Raw genomic sequence first — 17,874 nt, 5'->3', positions numbered from 1 at the left:
CGTCGGTCAGAGGATGGCGCCGAGCGTCCCGCTGGTGACGAGGAAGACGAGGAGGCTGAGGGCGACGGTGCCGGCGGTGACGAGGAGCGCGAGCGCGCCGCCGAGACTCACCATGACGTTCGCGTGACTGGCGAGGGTCTCAGTGCGGTCGTTCCCGAAGACGGTGACGGTCGCGCGCTCGGTTGCCATTCCGGCCTCGACAGGTTCGAGGTCGTCGACGGCGTCGTCGACGAGCCCCCGGATGACGCGAACGAGCGCGTCCTGGTCGATGGATTCGCCGACCTGGTTCGACGCCTCGACCTGGTTCACGATGTGGGTGTCCGTCGTCATCACCTCGGCGTCCTCGACGCGGTCGCCGAGCGCCTTCAGGATGCGTTCGCGGAGTCCGGGCTCCATGTTGTTCCCGTCGACGAGGACGTACGCCGTCAGTTGGTCGTCGACCTCGGTGACGGCGACGCGGACGCCGAGCGGACCGATGCCGTCGAGGGGCCCCCACTCGGTCTCGTCCCACGCGGTGCCGAGACGGAGCGGGTGCTGGTCGGCGTCCGCGAGCGCCGCCGCGGCGCCCTTCGACGCCTGCATCATGTCGAACGACCGCTCGCTCCCAGGCGTGACGTGCCCGAGGTCCTCGCCCTGGAGGCCGTTGTTGCAGTTGTGCGCGTCGACGAGCAGGACGTTCTCGAACCCGCCGGCGCGCGCCTCCGACGCGCACGACAACCCGACGGCGTAGTCCACGTCGTCGGCGTACTCCGGGCTGTGCGTGGAGACGAGGAGCGCGCCGTCGTCGAACGCCTGCCCGAGGATCTTCGCGTTCCCCTCGACCGCGCGGACGCTCTCGGTCGCGTCGCGCTGGTACTCGATCGCGTCGTACGCGTCGGCGGCGCGGTCGACGATGGTGTCGACCTCGCGGCTCGTGACGAGGTTGAAGTCGTGGCCGGCGGTCGCGTGCGGCGGGAACGCGAGCCCGTCGGATTCCCGCGCGACGCGCTCGGGGAGGTTCCCGCCACCGATCTCGCCCATCGGTCCCGGGTGTATCATCGGGAGCACCCAGCGCGCCTTCTCGGTGCCGTCCATGCGGCGGAACGACGTGACGGTGACGGGGACGACCGCCTCCTCGCCGACCTGCTCGAAGAAGTCCTCGAGTTCGGTGGACCCTTCCGCGATGTGCCCGATGAAGCCGGCGACGAAGTCGAGGACGGAGACGCCCATGTTCGCCCGCCACGGCCGGTCGATGGCGTACAGGAAGCCGACGACGGCGACGCCGTGGAGGAGACAGACCGCGGCGAGGAGGACGAAGTCCGCGGGGACGACCGCGTACGAGAGTTCGACGGGCGCGTGCTCGGGGCGGAAGAGGAACGACTGCGCGAGCGTCCGCTCGGGGAACCCGCCGTCGGGCGTGCTGAGGTAGTAGAGCGTCCCGGAGTACACGAACAGGAGGCCGGCGGCGGCGACGGTCTGGATGCTCGCGGGGATGGCGGCGACGAGCGGTCGATGCCGCGAGATGGCGGTGATGACGAACAGCCGGAGCGCGAAGATGCTCGCCAGCCCGAGGAAGAGGACGTCGAAGACGAAGCCGGCGCCGAGGGTCTCGGAGGCGAGCGCGATGGCGCCGCCGACGACGAGGAACCCGACGACGATGACCTCGCAGAGGAGTGCGAGGAGGGCGGCGCGATTGTGGCTGAGTTGCCCGCCGAGGCACTGGTCCACCCACGCCGTCCCGGCGCTCGCGAGGATGGTCGGGATGCCGATGAAGAACACGCCCTCGAACGCGTCGTTGAGCGCGACCAGGAGTCCCGCGTCCGTGACGAAGTTCGAGCCGGCCGGGTCGATGCCGAACGCCCCGAACCCGATGAGTGCGCCGACGACGATGGCGAACGTCCAGCTGGTGTACCAGCGCGGTGCCCGGAAGATGAACCGGGACATGCTCGCGAGGTCGCCCTGCGACGCGGTCATGTGTTCCCTTGGAAACGTCAGAACGGGATAAGCCTAACTAACCACCGACGAACGCCCACAAGCGACGCGTTCGCGTCGTTACGGCGCGTTCGAGCCGTTATTCCGCCTCGCAGATGGCGACGAAGTTCTCGAACACTTCCTCGCCCTCCTCGGTGTGCGCGACCTCGGGATGCCACTGGACGCCGTAGAGGCCGCGGTCGGGGTCGCTCATCGCTTCGACGCCACACACGTCGCTCTCGGCGGTGCGCTCGAAGCCGTCGGGGACCTGCTTCACCTCGTCGGCGTGACTCGCCCACGTCCGCGTGTCCGGGTGGAGGCTGCCGACGAGCGGGTCGTCGACGTCGAGGACGTCGACGGTGACGTCCGCGTACCCGCCGTACTCGCCGCTGCCGACGCGACCGCCGTCGAGCGCGTGCGCCATCACCTGCATCCCGAGACAGATGCCGAGGACGGGCCGGTCGTCGTCGAGGTAGTCGTCCGAGTGCCCGCGCCGGTCCATGTCGGGGCCGCCCGAGAGCACGATGCCGTCCGCGTCGACCTCCGACGGCGGCGTCTCGTTGGCGACGATCTCCGTGTCCACGCCCATGTCGCGGAGGGCGCGGTGCTCGAGGTGCGTGAACTGTCCGTGGTTGTCGACCACGACGATCCGAGTCATATCGGCCGAAAGGAGACCCCCGGGCAAAAGCCGTCCGGAACGCGCCAGCGACCAGACGGCGAGCATCGCGTTCCGACGAGGAACGGTTTGGAACGCACGTGCTGACCGTAACGACAACGGCTAAGTCGGCCGCGCCACACCGATGCCGTATGAACGTCGACCTCTCGGAGTTCGACCACCCGACGTGGTTCACCGCGGGCGCGACCGCCGCGGGCTACCTCGTCCTGCTCGCCGTCATGACCGTCCTACTGTTCGGGGTCCCGTTCGGTCTCTTCTACGTGCTCGGGTGACCGGCTGACCGGCTGACCGTCCTCGGCTCTGTCACGCGACCGTCGACGGTCGACGACTCAGTCCGCTATCGGCCAGCGGCGGCGTCGAGCGCGTCGCCGGCGTGCTCGAGGACGAGTTCGAGGTGGTCGACGGGCTCGCGATGCAGGTGGGTGTCCGGGAGGACGCGGTCGAGGTACGCGCCGGCGTCAGGGTGGACGTTCCCGTCCTCGCTGCCATGGAAGACGTGGACGGTCGGGCCGACCGCATACTCGTCGAACCCCCAGTCGGTCGCCAGCGCGCGGTAGTCGTCGACGAGCGCGCGATGGCCGCGTTCCAGCGCCAGCTCGAGTTCCGTCTCGAGGACGTCGGGAACGGTGGCATCGCCGACGACGACGTCGTCCGCGACGGGCGCGGCCGTGAACAGGTCCAGTACCGCGTCGGCGTCCTGGCGGCCGACGACCGCCGCCTGGAGGCGGCACGCGACCGACAGCCCGAGCGTCGTGTGGCGAGCGAGCGCGTGCGTCGCGCGGATCATCGGTTCCTGTGGGACGTCCGCACTCGGCGGTGCGGGACTCGCGAGCAGCGCCGTCCCGTGGACGCGCTCGGGCACGAGCGCGGGACAGGCGAGCGCGTGCGGGCCGCCGCCGGAGAACCCGAGGACGCCCGCCGCGTCGAGGTCGAGCGCGTCGAGGAACCCCGCGACGAACGACGCGCCGTCGGCGACGGAACGACCCGGCGCACGCGCCGACCCGCCGACGCCCGGTCGGTCCGGTGCGAGCACGCGAACGCCGCGTTCGCGCGCCGGCGCGTCGAGGAACGCACCGAACGCTCTCGACCCCGGCGTCCCGTGAAGCGCGACCACCGGCGTCCCATCAGGGTCGCCGAACGACGCGAACGTCACCGCTCGACCGTCCACGGTCACCCTCTCCCCGGGACACGAGAACGCACCATCACCCGTCGCCGGGACAGCCGTCGTCGTGCGCGAAGTCATGACTGGACGTGTCGCACCGGCAATCAAATAACCGGGTGAAGTGTCCCAACAGACGAAACGCCCGAACCGTCAGACGAAACCCGACACGTGAACGAGCGAGCTCCGAGACAGCGAAGAACAGCGTGAACCGCTTCGGGCCGTCTCAGGCGAACGTCTTCGAGATCTCCTCGTCCTCGTCCTCGGCCTGGATCTTCGCCCACGCCTCCTCGAAGTCGCTGCGCTGGACCGTGGTGCGGTCGTCGCGAATCGCGAACATCCCCGCCTCCGTACAGATCGCCTTGATGTCCGCACCGGAGGCGTTCTCGGTGTCCTCCGCGAGCGCCGAGAAGTCGAGGTCGTCGGCGACGTTCATGTTCCGCGTGTGGATCTGGAAGATGAGCTCGCGACCCTCGGCGTCCGGCTTGGGCACCTCGATGAGGCGGTCGAAGCGACCGGGGCGGAGGATGGCGCGGTCGAGCATGTCGAAGCGATTGGTGGCGGCGATGATGCGGATCTCGCCGCGGTCCTCGAACCCGTCCATCTCGCTGAGGAGCTGCATCATCGTCCGCTGGACCTCCGCGTCACCGCTGGTCTTCGACTCCGTCCGCTTGGCGGCGATGGCGTCGATCTCGTCGATGAAGATGACGGCGGGCTCGTGCTCGCGAGCGACCTCGAAGAGGTCGCGGACGAGCTTCGCGCCCTCACCGATGAACTTGTGGACGAGTTCGCTCCCGGCCATCTTGATGAACGTCGCGTCCGTCTCGTTCGCCACCGCCTTCGCGAGCATCGTCTTCCCCGTCCCCGGCGGCCCGTACAGCAGCACGCCGCTGGGCGGTTCGATGCCGACGTCCACGAACATGTCGGGGTGTTCGAGCGGCATCTCGACGGTCTCGCGGACCTCCTGCATCTGCTCTTCGAGCCCGCCGATGTCCTCGTACGCGACCTCCGGGCTCTTCGTGACCTCCATGACGCGCGCCCGGACGTCCGTCTCGCTGGAGAGTTCCTTGACGATGGAGAGAGAGTTGTTGACCGCGACGCGGTCGTCCGGTTCGAGGTCGGCCTTCATCTCGTCGGTGACCTCGGTGAGGGCCTCCTGATTGTTCCCGTGTTGCTTGATGATGACGCCGTCGTCGTTCACCTCCTGGATGGTGGCGACGAACAGCGGGGACTGCTTGAGTTTCTTGTTCTCGTGCGTGAGTCGCTCGAGCTTCTGCTGGTACTTGTTGTTCTCGGCGTTGGCGTCGAGGAGTTTGTCGCGCATCTCCTCGTTCTGCGCCTCAAGGACTTCGAGGCGCTCCTGCAGGGCGCTTATCTTCTCCTGCTTGGACGCGTCTTCCGCGTACGGGAAGTCCACGTCGTCCACGGTGTCGGTCATCACCCACTCGTAAGGCACTGATTCTTAAGAGGCTTCGGGTGCACTGAGAAAGGCGGTTCGCGACGGTGCTATGAGAGGGTCGTCGCCGCGAAGACGGGACAGATGGAGTGAGTCGACGCGAGAGCGTGGCAGGCGGTGGGGGACAGGCAGTTCCACCGCGGTCGGAGGGTCGGTCGACTCCGAGATAAACAACCGTCAGACCGTGCTCGATATTACTCAAGAGAATAATACGACATGGTTAGTATTATTAGGGAGTATGGGCTATGATGTGCTACGATGAGCACGAACGTCTACGACCATCGCGAGGACGACGCCGACGAAGAACCGACGGGCACGTGGGACGACGTGACCGACCTGCCACCGAGCGCGAAGCTCGTCGCCAAGGTCCTCGAGTACGAGGACTCCCTGACCCAGAGCCAGCTCGCCGAGGAGACGCTCCTGCCCGCGCGCACCGTCCGCTACGCGCTCAACCGGCTCGAGGACGAGCACGTCGTCGACTCGCGGTTCTCCTTCTCCGACGCCCGCAAGCGCATCTACACGCTCAAGCTCGAATAGGCGCGCGGACCCGGAGCGCACCTCGTCCCCCGCGCGACGCCCCGTTCACTTCCGCCGCGCTCTGCAAACCCCTTTAGGCGATGACGGCAAAGGCCGGGGTATGACACGGGTGATTCACACGGGCGACACCCACGTCGGCTACCGCCAGTACCACTCGCCCGAGCGCCAGCGGGACTTCCTCGCTGCGTTCGAGGGGGTGGTGGCCGACGCCGTCGACGGCGACGTCGACGCGGTCGTCCACGCCGGAGACCTCTTCCACGACCGACGCCCCGGGCTCAGGGACCTCCAGGGGACCGTCGCGGCGCTACGAGACCTTCGAGACGCCGACATCCCGTTCCTCGCCGTCGTCGGGAACCACGAGGGGAAGCGCGACGGCCAGTGGCTCGACCTCTTCGAGGACCTCGGGCTCGCCGAACGCCTGGACGCCACGCCGCGCGTCGTCGGCGACACCGCGTTCTACGGCCTGGACTTCGTCCCGCGGTCCCGCCGCGAGGACCTCGACTACGACTTCGAGAGCACCGACGCGACGCACGCCGCGCTCGTCTCGCACGGCCTCTTTGAGCCGTTCGCGCACGCCGACTGGGACACCGAACGCCTCCTCGACGAGTCGACGGTCTCCTTCGACGCTGTGCTCCTCGGCGACAACCACACCCCCGGAACCGAGCGGCTGCAGGACGCGTGGGTGACGTACTGTGGGTCGACCGAGCGTGCGAGCGCGAGCGAGCGCGACGACCGCGGCTACAACATCGTCACGTTCGATGCCGACGAGAAGGGAGACGCCGCCGACGCGACCGGGGAGGGCGTCGCGATCTCGCGGCGCGGCCTGGACACGCGCGAGTTCGTGTTCGTCGACGTCGACCTCGAGCCCGGCGAGGGCGCCGAGCGCGTCCGCGAGGCCGTCCGCCAGTACGACGCGACCGACGCCGTTGTCGTCGTCACCATCCGGGGCGACGGCGAGCCCGTGACGCCCGCACCGGTTGAGGAGCTGGCGCTGGACGACGGCGCGCTCGTCGTCCGCGTGAACGACCGCCGGGACGTCACCGTCGACACCGAGACGAGCGTGTCGTTCGCGGACCCCGACGAGGCGGTCCGCGAGCGCGTCCGCGACCTCGGGTTGAGCGAGGCCGCTCGCGGCATCGACGAGACCGTCCGCGAGGGCGCGGTCGCGGACTCGAACGTCCGCGACACCGTCGAAGCCCGCGTCCGTGACATCGTCGAGGACGCCGACATGGACGCGTTCGCGTCCGCCGACGACGCCAGCGACGGAGACGACGTCGACCATCGAGAAGACGACACCGCTGCAGACGACGGAGACGACGACACCGCTCCGGACCGCGAGTCCGCGGCGAGCGAGGAGCCCGCGACCGTCGACGCGGCGGCCGTGGACGGTGGCGACGGCGAGGACCAGTCCTCGATGGGTGAGTTCCTGTGAGGTTCCAGCGCGTCGCCCTCGAGAACTTCAAGTGCTACGCGGACGCCGACCTGTCGCTCGAAGCGGGCGTGACCGTCGTGCACGGCGTCAACGGGAGCGGGAAGTCGTCGCTCCTGGAGGCGTGCTTCTTCGCGCTGTACGGGAGTGCCGCCATCGACGGCACCCGGGAGAGCGTCATCCGCACCGGCGAGGACGAGACCGTCGTCGAGCTCTGGTTCCGGCACGCCGGCGGCGAGTACCACCTCGAACGGTCGCTGAAGGACTACGGCGACCGCGTCAGTCACGACTGCCTGCTGGAGGGACCGGACGACGAGCAGTGGGAGGGGGCGACCGCGGTCGACGGCGCCGTCGCGGACCTCCTGCGGATGGACGCGGACGCGTTCGTGAACTGCGCGTACGTCCAGCAGGGCGAGGTGAACAAGCTCATCCACGCGACGCCGAGCGAGCGTCAGGACATGCTCGACGACCTCCTCCAGCTCGGGAAGCTCGAGGAGTACCGGGAGCGCGCGAGCGACGCGCGCCTCGGCGTGAACGACGTCCTGACGGAGGTCCGTGGGACGCTCAAGAACTACGAGGAACAGGTCGAGGAGAAGGAGGCGAAGGGGCTCCACGAGCGGTTGAACGAGCTGGAGTCCGAACGCAACGAGACGGTCGCCGAGATAGAACGCCTCGAGGCCCAGGTGGAGACGGCCCGGGGGACGCGCGACGACGCGCAGGCGGTTCTGGACGAACACGAGGCGAAACGCGAGGAGCTCGCGGCAATCGAAGCGGACGTCGAGGAACTGCAGGCGAAGATCAGCGAGGCCGAGCGCGAGCGCGACGACCTGAAGGAGCGCGTCGCGGAGCGTCGCGAGACCGTCGAGACGCGAGCGAGCGAGGTCGCCGACCTCCTCGACGCGTCAGCGCTCGACGCCGACGCCGTCGGGAACGACGACGGGACCGTCGACGTGGACGCGGTCGAAGCGGAGCGAGCCGACCTGGAGACGCAGGTGGACGAACTCCAGGAGCGCATCAACCAGCTGTCCGTCGACATCGGGTCGAAGACCGACGAGGCGGACCGGCTCGAAGAGCGCGCGGACGAACTGGAGGCGGCGGCGGCGGAGAAGCGCGCGGAAGCGGAGTCCCTCGCCGACGCCGTCGAAGACGCCGAGTCAGAGCTCGAATCGCGGAGGGCGAAGGTCGACGGCCTGGAGGACGACATCGCGGCGGAACGGGCTGCGTTCGAGGACGCGCCCGTCGAGTTCGGCGACGCCGAGTCCCTCGTCGCGGAGCGCGAGGCCGAGCGCGACGACCTGCGCGAGGAGCGCGACGACCTGCGGGCCGAGGTGGAGTCGCTCCGCGACCGCGTCGAGGAGGGCGAGCGCCTGCTCGAGGAGGGCAAGTGCCCGGAGTGCGGACAGTCCGTCGACGGGTCGCCGCACGTCGACTCGCTCGACGAGGACCGGGAGCGACTCGCCGAGCAGGAGCGCGCGCTCGAGGCGGTCCGTGAGGACCTCGAGGACGTCCGCGAGCGTGTCGAGGCCGCGGAGGCGCTCCGAGAGCGCGAGCGCGAGGTCGAGACGCTCACGGATCGCCTCGAGAACCTCCGGCAGTTGCTCGCGGAGAAGGAGGAATCGGTCGCGGACAAGCGCGAGCGCCGCGAGTCGCTGCTCGAAGCGGCCGACGAGCGCGAGACCGAAGCCGCCGAGAAACGCGAGGCCGCGACGGCCGCTCGCGAGGCCGCCGACGACCTGCGGAGCGACCTCGGGGAGGCCAACGGCGAGAAGACCGCGGCGAAGGACCGCATCGAGACCCTGGCGTCGCTCGCCGAGGCGAGCGAGGCGCTCGCGGACGCCCGAGAGGACGTCGAGCGCTTCCGCGAGGACCGCGCGACGCTCGCCGAGTCGAACGAGGAGCGCCGCGAGTGGCTCGCGGAGAAACGCGAGCGCAAGGCCGAGCTGGAGGCCGCGGTCGACGACGCCGTCGTCGAGGAGGCGCGTGCGGAGAGGTCTCGCGCCGAGACGTACATCGAGAAGGCCGAAGCCGAACTCGAGTCGCTACGCGACGAGCGAGACCGCCTCCAGAACGACATCGGTGGCGTCCGCGGCGAGCTGGACGAACTGGAGACGCTCCGCGAGAAGCGCGACGCCGCGGCCGAGCGCGTCGACGCCCTGGAGTCGCTGTACGACGAGACCCAGGCGCTCCAAGAGATGTACGGCGAGTTACGTGCGGACCTCCGCCAGCAGAACGTGGAGACGCTGGAGCGGATGCTGAACGAGACGTTCGACCTCGTGTACCAGAACGACTCGTACAGCCACATCGAGCTGTCCGGCGATTACGAGCTGACGGTCTACCAGAAGGACGGGGAGACCCTCGACCCCGACCAGCTATCCGGCGGGGAGCGCGCCTTGTTCAACCTGAGCTTGCGGTGTGCCATCTATCGGTTGCTCGCGGAGGGCGTCGAGGGCGCGGCGCCGATGCCGCCGCTCATCCTCGACGAACCGACGGTGTTCCTCGACTCGGGGCACGTCACGCAGCTGTTGACGCTCGTGGAGACGATGCGCGTGGACTACGGCGTCGAGCAGATACTCGTCGTGAGTCACGACGAGGAACTCGTCGGTGCGGCCGACGAGCTCGTGCACGTCCGGAAGGACTCGACGACGAACCGCTCGACGGTCGAGGTCGGAGAGACGCCGACCGCTGAGTTGCTCGCCGACGACTGAGCGGCTGTCAGTCGTTCGACCGGAGTGGTTCGAGCCCGTCGCGAGCGACCGTGGTGGCGTCGTAGCCGCGTTCGCCGTGGACGCGCGCCTCGTCGACGAGGCCGGCGGCGCGGAACTCGGTGAGGAGGCCGTGGAGGTCGCTCTCGCAGCGGTCGTAGTCGTCGAGGAGGGCGACGGCCGGAAGCGGGCCGCGGTCCGCGATCTCGAGGAGGAGGCCGAGCGACTCGTCGTCGTGGACGGCGCTGAGGACGCGACGGGTCGCGGCGGGGACGGCGTTCGCCGCCGTCGCGAGCGCGGACTCGCCGTCGAGTTCGGTGACGTCGGCGCGCGCGACGTAGCGCTCCTCGCCGGTCTCCGGGTCAGCGACGAGCAGCGAATCGCCCGACGTCTTCCTGACGAGTAGCGAGGCGCCGTCCGGGCCTTCGACGGTACGCATGTGCTCCGGTCTTCGCCGGCGGTGCGGTTAGGCGTCACGGTCCCGGGAGGCCCCGCGGTGGTGGCAGGTCAGGGCGTATGGCTGCGGTTCCGGTAGCGGTGGACGAGGAAGACGCTCGCGAGTGCGCCGACGAGCAGGGAGAGCGCGCCGAGGGAGACGTTCTCTTGGAAGCCGACGAGCATCGCGCCGAGCGAGAGCCCGAAGAGTGCGACGTTCGCGGCGAACACGAGCTCCCAGAACTCGGCGCGCAGGCCTTCGGGGACGTCGTCGGTCGACGGTGCCTCGGGAGCGTCCGGCGCGACGTCCGGGACCTCGGGCCGGGGGACGTTCTCAGCGGGGTTCTGGAGGCCGTCGCGCGGGTCGGCGAGCTCGTCCGGGCCGCCGGCGAGACGCGACTCGATGCCGTCCGCGTTCGCGTCCGCTCGCGCCGCCGACGCCGCTTCGCTCCCGTCGTCCGTCGCACGAGCGTCGCTGGCGGTCGAATCCGCGTCGCCGTCGCCCGTCGACTCCTCCTCGGTCGTCACTGCCGAACGTTCGATGCTGAGCAGGAAAAGCGTGTTCGTTGGCGTCCGCGCGGTGTCAGGCTCGCTCGCGGAGCGAGCACGTCTCGTTGGCTTCCACCCACGCGAGCGGGTTCTCCGCGTCGTAGAATACGACGCCGTCGTTCGTCTCGTATGTCTCGATGGACCCCATCTCGTCTGCCGCGGGCTCACGGTCGTCGGCCTGCTGTTCGTCACCGTCTGATGCGTGGTTGGTCAAGCCCGTTCACCTCTACCTGTGCCAAGAACTCACATACATAAAGGTCTTGTTGCCACGCCATCGCCGCGACCCGCAAGACGGCGTCGGGATTAATCCGCTGCTACCGGCGCGGACGAGCGCTCGCGAACGCATCCAATCAGGGTCCTTTTTACCGGTGACCCCGAGGGTGTGGACATGACAGATTCGGACGCCGGACAGATGTCGCTGACCGACGCGTTCCCCGGCGGCGACGACGGCGACCGCCCCGCCGAAGAGGCACGGGCGGTCGCCGACGACGTCTCCTCGGAGGCCTCGGTCGTCGACACCGACCGAGAGGGTCTCCCGGACGCCGATAGCTACCTCGACGTCGCCGTCACGCAGGTCGACTACACCGTCGAGGGTCGCGGCGACGACGAGGAACCCGTCATCCACGTCTTCGGTCGCCGCCCCGACGACCGGACCGCCGTCCACGTGAAGGTCTACGGGCTCCAGCCGTACTTCTACGCGCCCGTCGAGAACGTCTCCGACGAACGCATCGCGGACTTCGACGGCCTCACCGGGTACGTGCTCGAAGACGACGACGGCGAGCCGTTCCGGAGCATCCGTGGCGACGAACTCGCGAAGATATTCGGACGGACGCCGCGGGACGTCGGGAACGTCCGCGACCACTTCGAGCACTACGAGGCGGACATCCTCTTCCCGAACCGGTTCCTCATCGACAAGGACGTCAATAGCGGACTGCGCGTCCCGAACGCCTGGAACGACGACGACTCCGCCATCCGCGTCCATCACGAGGACGTCGCGGCGACCGACGCGACCGTCACCCCGCGCGTGAACACGTTCGACATCGAGGTCGACGACCGGAACGGCTTTCCCGAGGACGGCGAGGAGGAGATCGTCTGCCTCACGAGCCACGACTCCTACCGCGACGAGTACGTCTGCTGGCTCCAGACCCCCGACGCCACCGGGACCACCACGAGCACCGAGGAGCTCGACTACGACCCCATCCCCGACGAGATGGACTACCGCGTCGAGGTCTTCGAGACCGAGGAGGCGATGCTCGCGGCGTTCCTCGACTACGTGACGGAGACGGACCCCGACGTCATGACGGGCTGGAACTTCGAGGACTTCGACGCCCCGTACTTCCTCGACCGCCTCGACGTCCTCCAGTCGCCGGCGCACGACCACGACCTCGATGCCAACCGGCTCTCGCGCGTTAACGAGGTCTGGCGCTCCGGGTGGGGCGGCCCCGACGTCAAGGGCCGGGTCGTCTTCGACCTCCTCTACGCGTACAAGAGTCGACAGTTCACCGAACTCGACTCCTACCGGCTGGACGCCGTCGGCGAGACCGAACTCGACGTCGGGAAGGAGCGCTACAGCGGCGACATCGGCGACCTCTGGGAGCAGGAGCCCGACCGCCTCCTCGAGTACAACCTCCGGGACGTCGAGCTCTGCGTCGAACTCGACCGCAAGCAGGACATCATCGCGTTCTACGACGAGGTCCGCACCTTCGTCGGGTGTAAACTCGAGGACGCCCCGACGGCGGGCGACACGGTCGACATGTACGTCCTCCACAAGGTCCACGGCGAGTTCGCGCTCCCCTCGAAGGGCCAGCAGGAGTCGGAGGACTACGAGGGCGGTGCGGTCTTCGACCCCATCACCGGCGTCAAGGAGAACGTGACGGTCCTGGACCTGAAGAGCCTCTACCCGATGTGCATGGTGACGGTGAACGCCAGCCCGGAGACGAAGGTCGACCCCGACGCGTACGACGGCGACACGTTCGTCGCACCGAACGGGACGCACTTCCGCAAGGAACCGGACGGCATGATTCGGGAGATGGTCGACGAACTGCTGGGCGAACGCGAGGACAAGAAGGCGCTGCGCAACGAGCACGAACCCGGGACCGTCGAGTACGAGACCTACGACCAGCAGCAAGCGGCTGTCAAGGTCATCATGAACTGCTTCTCGTCGGACACAGACGTGCTGACGCCGGACGGCGTCAGGAACATTCGCGACCTCGAGGTCGGTGACGACGTGTACTCGCTCGACCCGGACTCGATGGAGATGGAGGTGAAACCTGTCGTCGAGACTCAGGAGTATCCGGACTATCGGGACGAGATGGTCGACATCGAGACGAGCAAGGTGGACTTCAGTGTCACGCCGAACCACCGGATGCTCGTCCGGAAGGACGACAAGAACGGCGCGTCGTGGGACGACTTCCGGTTCGTCGAAGCCGGTGAGCTGAACGACGCATCACACTACGAGCTCCCGCACGACTGGGACGGCCCGGACGGCGACCCGTTGGAGCGCGTCGATCTCACAGAACTGCTCGACGGCGGCTACGAGGTCTGGTGCGACAACGACGTCCACGGACACACGCTCAAAGCCGAGGTCGGGTACTATTCCGACAAGATGCAGAAGCAGGGTGAGGAAGCGACCGGCTACGTCTTCGACGCCGACAAGTTCGAGGAACACCGCGAATATCTGGACGAACACTGTTCGAGCTTCTACGTCCACGCGGAACGCGGGCGGAAGTGGATTCCGCGATTCTACGACGGCGACGACTTCCTCGAGCTGCTCGCGTGGTACATCACGGAGGGGTCGGTTTACGTATCCGACGAGAAGCAGTTCGGTGAGAACCTCCGTGGCAGCGCGACGTCGGTGAACATCGCACAGGACGCAATCAAGAGCGATACGATCGCCGACGGCGGTGAAACTGACGACCATTCGGCGATTGGAGCGCTGCTCGACCGGATGGGCTTCGATGCGTACACTGACGACCGCGGCTATCAGTTCACGTCGAAGCTACTGGGCGACTGGCTCACGACAACTTGCGGTGGGGACAGCTTCGAGAAGCGCATCCCCGAGTTCGTGTTCGAGCTGAGCCAGGAACAGAAGAACCTGTTCTTGCAGACCCTCATCGCTGGCGATGGCGACCGACAGACGAACAGCTGGCGGTACACGACGTCCAGCGAACGCCTCCGTGACGACGTGTTGCGGCTCTGTACCCACCTCGGTCTGACCGCGAGCGTCAACCGCGACAGTGGATCGTGGCGAATCTACTGTACCAAGAACGCGAAGAACAGCTTCCGGATGCATCGGTCCGGGCGCTCCAGTACCGCCGACGACGGAGCGTACTGCGTGACGGTCGAGGACAACCACACCTTGCTCGCCGGCCGGAACGGGAAGTTCCAGTTCGTTGGCCAGTCGCTGTACGGCGTCCTCGGCTGGGACCGGTTCCGCCTGTACGACAAGGAGATGGGCGCTGCGGTCACGGCGACCGGCCGCGACGTCATCGAGTTCACCGAAGAGTCCGCGAACGAACTCGGGCACGAGGTGGCATACGGGGACACGGACTCCGTGATGATAGAACTCGGGCCAGATATATCGACGAAGGAGACTATCGAGACGTCGTTCGAGATAGAGGAGCACATCAACGCGTCCTACGACGAGTTCGCGCGCGAGAAGCTGAACGCGGAGTTCCACCGCTTCCAGATCGAGTTCGAGAAGCTGTATCGGCGGTTCTTCCAGGCGGGGAAGAAGAAGCGGTACGCGGGCCACATCGTCTGGAAGGAGGGGAAGGACGTGGACGACGTGGACATCACGGGGTTCGAGTACAAGCGCAGCGACATCGCGGCGGTGACGAAGGAGGTCCAGAAGGACGTCATCGAGCGCATCGTCTACGGCGAGGCTCAGGAGAACATCCGGTCGTACGTGAGCGACGTCATCGACGAGTTCCTCGCGGGCGAGTACTCCTACGACGAGATCGCGATTCCCGGCGGAATCGGGAAGAAGCTCGACAACTACGAGACGGATACGGCGCAGGTTCGTGGGGCGAAGTACGCGAACCTCCTGTTCGGGACGAACTTCTCGAGCGGGTCCAAGCCCAAGCGGTTGTACCTCGAGAGCGTGCATCCGTCCTACTTCGAGCGCGTGGAGGAGGAGCTCGACTTGGACCCCCGCGAGAATCCGCTCTACGGCGAGTTCAAGCGCGATCCGGACGTCATCTGTTTCGAGTACGACGACCAGATTCCCGAGGAGTTCGACGTGGACTACGAGAAGATGCTGGACAAGACCCTGAAGGGGCCGATCGCGCGCGTCATCGAGGCGCTCGGGATGTCGTGGGACGAGGTGAAGACCGGTCAGGAGCAGACCGGGCTCGGGTCGTTCATGTAGGCCGTGGCGGATCGAGTCGACCCTATCGACCGGTAGCGCGGTGCTTCTTTTGAGGCTGTTCGCCGTGAAAATCACGGCGAGCGCGGGTCTACGGTCTCCGTACGCGGACATAGTTTGCATTTCGGGAAAGAATATTTCTCGTAGACAAAGCAGAACTGGTGGCGTTACGAAAGCTTGATGGGGCGGACACCCCTGGCTAGAGACGATAAGAGGTTCTACAAATGGCACGACTCGAACTCAGCAACCTCCACGCGAAAGTGGCGGAGGACGACGGCGAGAAGATTCTCGACGGTGTCGACCTGGAAGTGTACTCCGGCGAGATTCACGCGCTCATGGGACCGAACGGCTCCGGGAAGTCCACGACAGCGAAGGTCATCGCGGGCCACCCGGCCTACGAGGTGACAGACGGCGAAGTACTCCTGCACCTCGAAGAGGATGACTTCGGCGAGGACTTCGAGATTCCCGAGGACAAGCGGACGTGGAACCTCCTCGACCTCGAACCGAACGAGCGCGCCGCGCTCGGTATCTTCCTCGGGTTCCAGTACCCCGCGGAGATCGAGGGCGTCACGATGACGAACTTCCTTCGCACCGCACTCAACGCGAAGCTCGAGGAGCGCGAGGAGCTCTTCGAGGACGACGAGGAAGCCGACGAAGCCGAGGAAGCCGAGGAAGACGTCGGCTACGAGACGTCGCCGATGGAAGGGAACATGGACGAGGGCGAGGTCGGCGTCGCCGAGTTCCAGGGTCTCCTCCAGGAGAAGATGGAGCAGCTCGACATGGACGAGAAGTTCGCACAGCGGTACCTGAACGCAGGCTTCTCGGGCGGGGAGAAGAAGCAGAACGAGGTCCTGCAGGCCGCCATCCTCGAGCCGTCGATCGCGGTGCTCGACGAGATCGACTCCGGGCTCGACATCGACCGGCTTCAGGACGTCTCGAAGGGCATCAACGCGCTCCGTGACGAGCAGGGCACGGGCGTCCTCCAGATCACGCACTACCAGCGCATCCTCGACTACGTGGAGCCGGACAAGGTTCACGTCATGCTCGACGGACAGGTCGTGATGAGCGAGGGCCCCGAGCTCGCGGAGAAGCTCGAGGACGAGGGCTACGATTGGGTCCGCGAGCAGGTCTACGAGACTGCTTAACCGTCTGGCCCACCAAACACGGATACATCAATCATGAGTTCAGATCAAGACCACCTGAAGGAGACCGACACCGAGAAGCGTTTCGAGTTCAAGAAGGAGGAGAGCTCGGCGTTCAAGGCGGAGAAGGGCCTCACGGAGGAGACCATCCGCGTCATTTCCGAGGACAAGGACGAGCCACAGTGGATGCTCGACCGGCGTCTTCGCGCACTGGAGCAGTACCACGAGATGCCGATGCCCGACGACTGGCCGGGCGCGCCCGACCTGTCCGAGGTCGACGTCGACGAGATCGTACCGTACATCCGTCCGGACATCGAGACGCGTGGCGGCGTCGACGACTGGAACGATCTCCCCGACGAGATCAAGGACACGTTCGACAAGCTCGGCATCCCGGAAGCGGAGAAGAACGCGCTCTCGGGCGTCGGCGCGCAGTACGAGTCCGAGATCGTCTACCAGAACATGCAGGAGCGCTGGGAGGAGAAGGGCGTCATCTTCTGTGACATGGACAAGGCGGTCCGTGAGCACCCCGAGATCCTCAAGGAGTACTTCATGACGAAGGCCGTGCCGCCGAGCGACAACAAGTTCGCGGCGCTGCACGGCGCTATCTGGTCGGGCGGGTCGTTCGTTTACGTCCCCGAGGACACGACGGTCGACATGCCGGTCCAGGCGTACTTCCGGATGAACTCCGACGGGATGGGCCAGTTCGAGCACACGCTCATCATCGCCGAGGAGAACTCCGAGGTGCACTACATCGAAGGGTGTTCCGCGCCGAAGTACTCGGAGTTCAACCTGCACTCGGGCGGCGTCGAGGTGTTCGTGAAGGAGAACGCGCACGTCCAGTACTCGACGGTCCAGAACTGGTCGAAGAACACGTACAACCTGAACACGAAGCGCGCGATCGCGGAGGAGAACGCGACGATGGAGTGGGTGTCGGGCTCGATGGGGTCGAAGGCGACGATGCTGTACCCGTCGACGATCCTGAAGGGCCGCGGTGCGACGGACAACCACATCACGATCGCGTTCGCTGGCGAGGGCCAGAACATCGACACGGGCGCGAAGGTCTACCACAACGCGCCGGACACGAAGTCGACGATCGAGTCGAAGTCCATCAGTAAGGACGGTGGCCGCACGAACTACCGTGGGCTCGTCCACATCGCCGACGGTGCCGAGAACTCGTCGACGAGCGTCGAGTGCGACGCGCTGATGTTCGACAACGAGTCGACGTCGGACACGATGCCGTACATGGAGATCCAGGAGTCGAAGGTCGACGTCGCGCACGAGGCCACGGTCGGCAAGATCGGCGACGAGGACGTCTTCTACCTCCAGTCGCGTGGGCTGGACGACGACGACGCGAAGCAGATGATCGTCGCCGGGTTCATCGAACCGATCACGGAGGAACTGCCGATCGAGTACGCGGTCGAACTGAACCGCCTCATCGAACTCGAGATGGAGGGTAGCCTCGGGTAACTCCCG

14 protein-coding genes are annotated in these 17,874 nt (G+C 66.9%); 7 read left to right on the top strand and 7 right to left on the bottom strand.

The window, feature by feature from the left end; translation table 11 throughout:
- Nucleotides 1–6: 6 nt before the first annotated feature.
- Both SM754_RS05240 and SM754_RS05235 read right to left on the bottom strand, forming a co-directional pair.
- A complete protein-coding gene (locus SM754_RS05240) occupies nucleotides 7–1,953 on the bottom strand; it encodes a DUF2070 family protein (protein WP_323675147.1) in 1,947 nt (648 codons plus the stop codon).
- A 97-nt stretch (nucleotides 1,954–2,050) separates the two neighbouring features.
- Entirely contained in the window at nucleotides 2,051–2,608 is a 558-nt protein-coding gene (locus SM754_RS05235) for a GMP synthase subunit A (protein ID WP_323675146.1), read from the bottom strand.
- A gap of 149 nt (nucleotides 2,609–2,757) precedes the next feature.
- Between SM754_RS05235 and SM754_RS05230 the strand changes: the two genes are divergently transcribed.
- Complete coding sequence (locus SM754_RS05230; RefSeq protein WP_323675145.1) at nucleotides 2,758–2,898, top strand: hypothetical protein; 141 nt, start codon at nucleotides 2,758–2,760, stop codon at nucleotides 2,896–2,898.
- 65 nt (nucleotides 2,899–2,963) lie between these two features.
- Here the strand turns inward: SM754_RS05230 and SM754_RS05225 are convergent, their stop codons facing one another.
- Nucleotides 2,964–3,869, bottom strand: coding sequence for an alpha/beta hydrolase (locus tag SM754_RS05225; protein WP_323675144.1), 906 nt, complete (start codon nucleotides 3,867–3,869; stop codon nucleotides 2,964–2,966).
- A 142-nt stretch (nucleotides 3,870–4,011) separates the two neighbouring features.
- Nucleotides 4,012–5,223 carry a proteasome-activating nucleotidase Pan1 gene (gene pan1, locus SM754_RS05220; protein ID WP_323675143.1) on the bottom strand — a complete coding sequence of 404 codons (1,212 nt, stop codon included), beginning with the start codon at nucleotides 5,221–5,223 and terminating at the stop codon, nucleotides 4,012–4,014.
- Nucleotides 5,224–5,499: 276 nt separating this feature from the next.
- Between pan1 and SM754_RS05215 the strand changes: the two genes are divergently transcribed.
- The 3 genes from SM754_RS05215 (at nucleotide 5,500) to rad50 (ending at nucleotide 9,912) form a co-directional block, all read left to right on the top strand.
- Nucleotides 5,500–5,778, top strand: a complete 279-nt coding sequence (locus tag SM754_RS05215; RefSeq protein ID WP_323675142.1) for a MarR family transcriptional regulator — start codon at nucleotides 5,500–5,502, stop codon at nucleotides 5,776–5,778.
- Between the two features lie 100 nt (nucleotides 5,779–5,878).
- Nucleotides 5,879–7,210: a DNA double-strand break repair protein Mre11 gene (gene mre11, locus SM754_RS05210; protein ID WP_323675141.1), complete on the top strand. Its 1,332-nt coding sequence runs from the start codon at nucleotides 5,879–5,881 to the stop codon at nucleotides 7,208–7,210.
- A complete protein-coding gene (rad50, locus tag SM754_RS05205) occupies nucleotides 7,207–9,912 on the top strand; it encodes a DNA double-strand break repair ATPase Rad50 (protein WP_323675140.1) in 2,706 nt (901 codons plus the stop codon). Before mre11 ends, rad50 begins: the two co-directional genes overlap by 4 nt.
- 7 nt (nucleotides 9,913–9,919) lie before the next feature.
- Here rad50 and SM754_RS05200 read toward each other — a convergent pair whose 3' ends face one another.
- The 3 genes from SM754_RS05200 to SM754_RS05190 all read right to left on the bottom strand — a co-directional run bounded on the left by SM754_RS05200 (nucleotide 9,920) and on the right by SM754_RS05190 (nucleotide 11,107).
- Nucleotides 9,920–10,348, bottom strand: coding sequence for a DUF7346 family protein (locus tag SM754_RS05200; RefSeq protein WP_323675139.1), 429 nt, complete (start codon nucleotides 10,346–10,348; stop codon nucleotides 9,920–9,922).
- A gap of 68 nt (nucleotides 10,349–10,416) precedes the next feature.
- A complete protein-coding gene (locus tag SM754_RS05195) occupies nucleotides 10,417–10,872 on the bottom strand; it encodes a DUF7322 domain-containing protein (protein WP_323675138.1) in 456 nt (151 codons plus the stop codon).
- A gap of 55 nt (nucleotides 10,873–10,927) precedes the next feature.
- Nucleotides 10,928–11,107 carry a DUF7331 family protein gene (locus SM754_RS05190; RefSeq protein ID WP_323675137.1) on the bottom strand — a complete coding sequence of 60 codons (180 nt, stop codon included), beginning with the start codon at nucleotides 11,105–11,107 and terminating at the stop codon, nucleotides 10,928–10,930.
- 174 nt (nucleotides 11,108–11,281) lie between these two features.
- Between SM754_RS05190 and SM754_RS05185 the strand changes: the two genes are divergently transcribed.
- The 3 genes from SM754_RS05185 (at nucleotide 11,282) to sufB (ending at nucleotide 17,868) form a co-directional block, all read left to right on the top strand.
- Entirely contained in the window at nucleotides 11,282–15,262 is a 3,981-nt protein-coding gene (locus SM754_RS05185; protein WP_501993740.1) for a DNA polymerase domain-containing protein, read from the top strand.
- Between the two features lie 221 nt (nucleotides 15,263–15,483).
- Entirely contained in the window at nucleotides 15,484–16,404 is a 921-nt protein-coding gene (locus SM754_RS05180; RefSeq protein WP_323675136.1) for an ABC transporter ATP-binding protein, read from the top strand.
- A gap of 33 nt (nucleotides 16,405–16,437) precedes the next feature.
- Entirely contained in the window at nucleotides 16,438–17,868 is a 1,431-nt protein-coding gene (gene sufB / locus SM754_RS05175; protein ID WP_323675135.1) for a Fe-S cluster assembly protein SufB, read from the top strand.
- Nucleotides 17,869–17,874: the final 6 nt, after the last annotated feature.

Origin of the sequence: Halorubellus amylolyticus (assembly GCF_034808145.1) — an archaeon.
Lineage (GTDB): Archaea > Halobacteriota > Halobacteria > Halobacteriales > Natrialbaceae > Halorubellus.
This window is presented reverse-complemented; position numbering and strand designations above follow the sequence as displayed.

Bases quoted from the DNA above. Each gene is read 5' to 3' on its own strand.
- SM754_RS05240 (WP_323675147.1), bottom strand. From the start codon at position 1,953: ATGACCGCGTCGCAGGGCGACCTCGCGAGCATGTCCCGGTTCATCTTC.
- SM754_RS05235 (WP_323675146.1), bottom strand. From the start codon at position 2,608: ATGACTCGGATCGTCGTGGTCGACAACCACGGACAGTTCACGCACCTC.
- SM754_RS05230 (WP_323675145.1), top strand. From the start codon at position 2,758: ATGAACGTCGACCTCTCGGAGTTCGACCACCCGACGTGGTTCACCGCG.
- SM754_RS05225 (WP_323675144.1), bottom strand. From the start codon at position 3,869: ATGACTTCGCGCACGACGACGGCTGTCCCGGCGACGGGTGATGGTGCG.
- pan1 (WP_323675143.1), bottom strand. From the start codon at position 5,223: ATGACCGACACCGTGGACGACGTGGACTTCCCGTACGCGGAAGACGCG.
- SM754_RS05215 (WP_323675142.1), top strand. From the start codon at position 5,500: ATGAGCACGAACGTCTACGACCATCGCGAGGACGACGCCGACGAAGAA.
- mre11 (WP_323675141.1), top strand. From the start codon at position 5,879: ATGACACGGGTGATTCACACGGGCGACACCCACGTCGGCTACCGCCAG.
- SM754_RS05200 (WP_323675139.1), bottom strand. From the start codon at position 10,348: ATGCGTACCGTCGAAGGCCCGGACGGCGCCTCGCTACTCGTCAGGAAG.
- SM754_RS05185 (WP_501993740.1), top strand. From the start codon at position 11,282: ATGACAGATTCGGACGCCGGACAGATGTCGCTGACCGACGCGTTCCCC.
- SM754_RS05180 (WP_323675136.1), top strand. From the start codon at position 15,484: ATGGCACGACTCGAACTCAGCAACCTCCACGCGAAAGTGGCGGAGGAC.
- sufB (WP_323675135.1), top strand. From the start codon at position 16,438: ATGAGTTCAGATCAAGACCACCTGAAGGAGACCGACACCGAGAAGCGT.